The 6,255-nt window shown below is 54.2% G+C and carries 3 protein-coding genes; all 3 read left to right on the top strand.

Translation table 11 applies throughout. The features are described from left to right. Window positions 1-49 precede the first annotated feature (49 nt). Window positions 50-5,752 carry a hemagglutinin repeat-containing protein gene (locus AC2A1E_RS23735; RefSeq protein ID WP_484385796.1) on the top strand — a complete coding sequence of 1,901 codons (5,703 nt, stop codon included), beginning with the start codon at window positions 50-52 and terminating at the stop codon, window positions 5,750-5,752. A 17-nt stretch (window positions 5,753-5,769) separates the two neighbouring features. Next, window positions 5,770-6,042 carry a hypothetical protein gene (locus AC2A1E_RS23730; RefSeq protein ID WP_076943737.1) on the top strand — a complete coding sequence of 91 codons (273 nt, stop codon included), beginning with the start codon at window positions 5,770-5,772 and terminating at the stop codon, window positions 6,040-6,042. Between the two features lie 114 nt (window positions 6,043-6,156). Next, the coding region (locus AC2A1E_RS23725; RefSeq protein ID WP_484385797.1) for a transposase at window positions 6,157-6,255 on the top strand (99 nt) is incomplete at its 3' end.

Genomic DNA, 6,255 nt, shown 5'->3' with positions numbered 1-6,255 from the left:
CGACCGTTTTACCCACTACGACTACACCCGCACCATCACTGAAGATCGGGTGAAAGAGTCTGATCCGGCCAAAATCCTGGCCGGGGGCAATCTCAGCATCAATGCGGGCAGCGTGCTGAATGACAAGAGCCAGATCATTGCCGGTGGGGCACTGGCGCTACAGGCCGGGTCGCTGGATAACGTCGAGGTGGAGGCCAACCGCCAGATCAACGATGTCGGCAACGCCACCTATTACTGGCGTATTCCTCAGAAAGGGACGGATGATAGTGGCAAAGAAGGTGTTGCTTACCAGCCACCGACTGTGATCCAGGGTATCACCCTGAAACTCAGCACCCTGGCAGAATATACCCAGGGGCAAGGCAGCAGTCTGGTGATTGATGCCCAGCAGCAGGCCGATATCAATGGTGATATCCAGGGTGCAGCGGGTATCAACTCCGGGCCGATTACCGGGCCGAGCGCAGGCAACCTGCTGCCTGTGGTGCCAGGGGCGATTACCCTGCCAGCGGGCAAAACCTTCGAGGTGAATCTGGGGGATTCAGGCAAGGTGGCGCGCCTGGTTGGGCCAAACACCCAACTGCCGGACAACAGCCTGTTCCAGGTACGCCCGGACAGCAGCCCGTATCTGGTGGAAACCGATCCGCGCTTCACCAACCAGAAACAGTGGCTGGGCTCGGATTACATGATGAACGCCTTCACCACCGATCCGAACAACGTGCTGAAACGACTGGGGGATGGCTATTACGAACAACGGCTGATCCGCGAGCAGGTGATTGCCCTGACCGGTAACCGTTATCTCGACGGCTTCCAGAACGACGAAGAGCAGTACAAGGCCCTGATGAACAATGGGGTGGAGTTCGGCAAGAAATACAATCTGACGCTGGGTGTGGCGCTCACCGCTGAACAGATGGCGCTGCTGACGGGAGATATCGTCTGGCTGGTGGCGCAGACCGTGACGTTACCAGACGGCAGCACCCAGCAGGTGCTGGTGCCGCAGGTGTATGCCACCGTCAAGGCGGGTGACCTGGATGGCAGCGGTGCGCTATTGGCCGGGAAAAATGTCGGCCTGAACCTGAGTGGCGATCTGACCAACAGCGGGCGCATCAATGGCCAGCAGAGTACACAGATCCTCGCAGAAAACATCAACAACCTGGGCGGGCTGATCCAGGGTAACGATGTGGCGCTGAAAGCGCGTACCGATATCAATAACGTCGGCGGCGTGATCGCCGGGCAACAGAGCCTTGTGGCCACCGCCGGGCGGGATATCAACGCCATCACCACCACCCGCAGTGCCGAAAGCGCGGGCGGTGACTTTGCGCGTAACACGCTGGACCGCGTCGCCGGGCTGTATGTGCAGCAACCGGATGGCACGCTGGCGCTGCAAGCCGGGCGGGATGTCAATCTGACGGCAACGCAGGTGGTCAACAGCGGTGAAGGCGGCACCACCTCCATCACGGCGGGGCGTGACCTGAATCTGAATGCGGTGGAAACCAGCAACAGCGAGCGGTATGTTTTCGGACCCAATAATACAGTGGCGCAACGTTCAACAGCGCATACGGGGTCGGTGGTCTCGGGTCAGGGGGATGTCACCTTGTCAGCGGGACAGGATATAAATAGCCAGGCAGCCAGAATGACTGCGGAGGGGCAACTCGCTCTCCAGGCCGGGCGGGATGTTAATCTTCAGGATGTCACCAATACCTTTGTTTATGATGCGCATCATGAATACAGCGGAAAAACAGGGGGAGGGCGTAACCGTAACTACACGCAAACACTGACTCTTGATGCGACATCTTCTCAGGGAAGTTCACTGTCGGGGCGTGATATCAATGTTGCTGCTGGCCATGATGTTAATGTTGTTTCCGGGAATATCCATGCAGATAACACGCTGTCCGTTCAGGCGGGGAATGATGTTTCTATCAAGGCAGGCAATAATACGTTGACGTCTGACAGGATATTTAATGGCACAACGTGGCAGAAGGTCACGGAAAGCCATCAGGGCAGTCAGTTGGTTGCGGGTAACAATCTGTCTCTGCAGGCCAAACAGGACGTGAATGTACAGTCATCGACCCTGATTGCAGAGAATGATGTCAGCTTGCGTGCTGGTCGGGATGTCAATCTTTCTTCTCAACAGACACGTGAGTATGAAGAAAGCCGCTCGAGCGGTCGTCAGCAGGTCGATGAGTCTGTCCGTCAACAGAATACCGATATAGCCAGTGGTGGGAATACCACGATCCAGGCAGACCGTGACGTCAACAGTCAGGCTGCGCAGGTGAACGCACAAGGTGATATCGGTGTGACTGCCGGGCGTGATATCAATCTTGATACTGCCACCGAGAGTGACTACCACTTCTTTGAAGAGACCCAAACCAAGAAAGGTTTCCTGTCAAAGACCACCACCCATACGGTGCGTGAAGACTATGCGACGCAGGAAAAGGGCTCAATGCTCAGCGGCAACAACGTGTCGTTGTCTGCCGGTAATGACCTGACGGTAAAAGGTTCTGCGGTGGTCGGTGACGGCAATATTAATCTAAAAGCAGGTAATAACGTCGAAATAGTGGCGGCCACCGAAGAGCAATCGAGCTACCGCCTGGATGAGAAGAAAAAGAGCGGTGTGTTCAGCGGCGGTGGGCTGGGCTTTACCATCGGCAGCACCTCGTCACGCCATCAGGTGAACGAAGACGGTACCACCCAGAGCCAGAGTGTGAGCACCCTCGGGTCGACCGGGGGTGATGTGAACATTGTGGCAGGAGGTAAAGCGCATATCGGCGGTGCCGATGTGATTGCCAACCAGAACCTGTCGGTGACCGGTGATAGCGTACAGATTGACCCTGGGCACGATATCACCCGCCGGGATGAAACCTTTGAGCAGAAACAAAGCGGACTCACTATTGCCCTGTCTGGCCCGGTAGGCAGCGCGGTCAACAGTGCGGTTACCACCGCACAGCAGGCAAAAAAAGAAACTGACGGGCGCTTGGCTGCCTTGCAAGGGACAAAAGCGGCGCTGTCAGGTGTTCAGGCCGTGCAAGCCGGGCAACTGGTGCAGGCGGAGGGCGGCGATGCGGCGAGTATGGTGGGTGTCAGTGTTTCACTAGGTTCGCAGAAATCGTCCTCGCAGCAACATCAGGAACAGAAAACCGTCAGTGGGTCGACACTGACGGCAGGCAATAACCTGACGGTCACTGCCACCGGTCAAGGAAATTCGGCAAACAGCGGCGACCTCCTGATTGCCGGTAGCCAGCTCAAAGCCGGTGGTGATACCACGTTGGATGCGCAACGTGATTTGCTGCTACTGGGTGCAGCCAACACGCAAAAAACCGAAGGCAGCAACAGCAGCAGCAGCGGCAACATTGGCGTCAGCCTGGGCGTGGGTGGCTCAGGCAGCGGTCTGAGTGTGTTTGCCAACGCCAACAAGAGCCAGGGCAATGAGCACGGCGACGGCACGTTCTGGAGTGAAACCCTGGTCGACAGTGGCGGTACGCTGTCGCTGCACAGCGGACGTGATACGGCCCTGGTGGGCGCTCAGGCCAGCGGTGACACGGTGAAGGTGGATGCGGGGCGTAATCTGACGTTGCAAAGCCAGCAGGACAGCGACAACTATGATGCGAAGCAGACCAGCGTCAGTGGCGGTGTCAGCGTGGCGGTGGTGGGCGGCGGTGGTTCTGCCAACCTGAGCATGAACCGTGACAAGCTGCACAGCAACTATGACAGCGTGCAGGAACAAACGGGTATCTACGCGGGTAAAGGCGGCTTTGACGTCACAGTGGGTGAGCATACACAGCTTGACGGTGCGGTGATAGCCAGCACGGCAGACGCGGATAAAAACCGGTTGGATACCGGCACACTGGGCTTTAGCAATATCCATAACCAGGCAGACTTCAAGGCCGAGCATCAGGGCGGTAGCCTGAGCTCTGGTGGCCCGGTGGGCTCTGACCTGCTGAGCAATCTGGGCAGCATGGCGCTGTCGGGGTTGGGTAACAGTGGGCATGCAGAAGGCACAACGCAGGCTGCAGTCAGTGATGGCACCCTTATCATCCGTGACCAGGCTAATCAGAAACAGGATGTGGCGGACCTGAGTCGAGACACCGACAATGCTAACGGAAGTATTGGGCCGATTTTCGACAAGGAAAAGGAGCAGAATCGGCTGAAGGCAGCGCAACTGATAGGGGAAATCGGTGCACAAGCGATGGATATCGTCCGGACACAGGGGGATATCAACGGGCTTGAGGAAGCACTGAAACGTCACCCTGAGTTGAAAGGCAATGCTGAAGAGCTACGTAAAACCGATGCCTACAAAGCGGAGATGCAGAAATACGGTACGGGCAGCGACTTGCAGAAAGCGGCACAAGCCGTCACGGCAGCGTTGCAGGGCATGGCCGGTGGCAATATGGCGGCGGCGATTGCGGGTGGATTAAGCCCGTATGCAGCAGAGCAAATCAAGAAGTACACCGGGGATAATGATACCGCCAATGTGCTGGCGCACGCTGTGTGGGGCGCGATAGCGGCAGAGATGAGCGGTAACTCGGCAGCAGCTGGCGCTGCGGGTGCAGCAGGTGGCGAACTGGCCGCGCGTTATCTGGCGGGTCAGTTGTATCCTGACGTGAAACCTGAAAACCTGAGTGAGGAGCAGAAGCAGAGGATCAGCGCACTGGCGACCTTGGCGGCAGGGTTAGCGGGTGGTGTCGTGGGTGACAACACTGCAAATGCGGTAGCAGGAGGTCAGGCTGGGAAGAACGCGGTGGAGAATAACTATCTCAACGCCAGCGATAAGATCCGCCAACAGCAACTGGAAACCAAACTGGCCAATGGCACGATTACCGACAGTGAAGTGAAAGATCTGGCTAACCTGACACAAAAGGATCTTACCAGTGACGCGAATCTGAAGGATGCCTGTGCTAATGGAGCCAGTGCGGGATGTATCCATGAACTGAAGCTGGCACAGGCAGCTAAAGAAAGCTATCAGGGTTATGCGGAATACCAGACCTATTACGACTTACGCGACCAGTTCCCGGAGGAAATGGCGAAATTCGGTGATTTAATAGGGGACTACTCGCGTGATCTGCTCAAGCTGGTAGATCAGGGTTATACGCCTGAACAGGCCAAGGCCAAGATGTCTCAGGATGCGGCCTACGCAGGCAAATATCAGCAAGCGTTGGAAGATATTCCGGGGTGGGCGAAGATAGCGATCACCATCCAAGATACAGTGGGGCTGGTTTATGGAGCCAAGGCAGCGGGTGTCAGTCTGGAGAAGTTGGCTGCGGATACAGGGAAGGTAACTAATTTAAGCCAAGCTAAAATAAATGAGATTGTTAGCATCCCTAAAGGACAAAGGCCTGATCCATCAACATACATGTCAAAGGCTCAAATAGAGGCGCATTTGGCTAAGTTTGATGATGGCGCTGTAAGGTTTACATCTAAAAGCGGTATTGATAAGCATACAACGTTTGGTCCCGATGGTGGTTTTGTTCTGCCAGCATCTGAATTCAATAAGATATTAAAAGAATCACAAGGTGATCTAAGAATTGTTGAGCAAAAATTAGGTTTAGACAAAGGTTATTTGAGTGGCTCAGATACGGTGGTTGTATATATCAAAAAAGAGGATTTTTCAGGATTAAAAATTCCATCAGGTAATGAAAGGGGAGCCAATAGCTATTGGTTGCCAGGCGGAAAGACCTCTGGGGGAGTATCAGAAGCAACAATGGACTTCTCTAAAATAAAAAATGGAACGATTATTGATCTGAACAAGATCCAAAATTAGCGATTAAGGCATAGTTTATGAGTGATAAAGTGAAAATTATCGGCACAGATTTTATGTTTGAAGGAACTCCTGTGATTTTGGGAGAGCCAAAGCTTGAAGAGGGTGAATTTTCCACAGATCCAAGTTGGTGGAGAGTAAAAAAAGTTTCAGACAAATATGTCTTTTCTTGTCTTTCTGGGCGGTTACAAGGTGGAGAAATGACCACGGAAATTACGAAAGAAGAATATGATCAATTGGTTTGTGGAGAACTTACAGCAGATGCTGTTTGCTTGAAGTATAACATAGGCTGATAACAATACTATTTGTAACACCCCGCCTTTGGCCGGGGTTCCTAGGTAATCCCTCCGAAAACGCGGTGTGTTCATAAGTAGAATTTTCTCGTAATCTGAACCGAGGAGATTTTTATGAAAAAATCGCGTTCTACCAACAGCCAAATCATGGCCATCCTTAAGCAAGCCGAGGTAGGAACGCCGGTGGCTGAATTGTGTCGCGAGCATGGCATG

Source organism: Serratia sp. HNCC26DJ206 (assembly GCF_057180605.1).
The sequence above is the reverse complement of the archived record's forward strand: the minus strand, read 5'-3'. Positions and strand labels throughout refer to the sequence as shown.

Coding starts and splice junctions, on each gene's coding strand:
- AC2A1E_RS23730 (WP_076943737.1), top strand. CDS start 5,770: ATGAGTGATAAAGTGAAAATTATCGGCACAGATTTTATGTTTGAAGGA.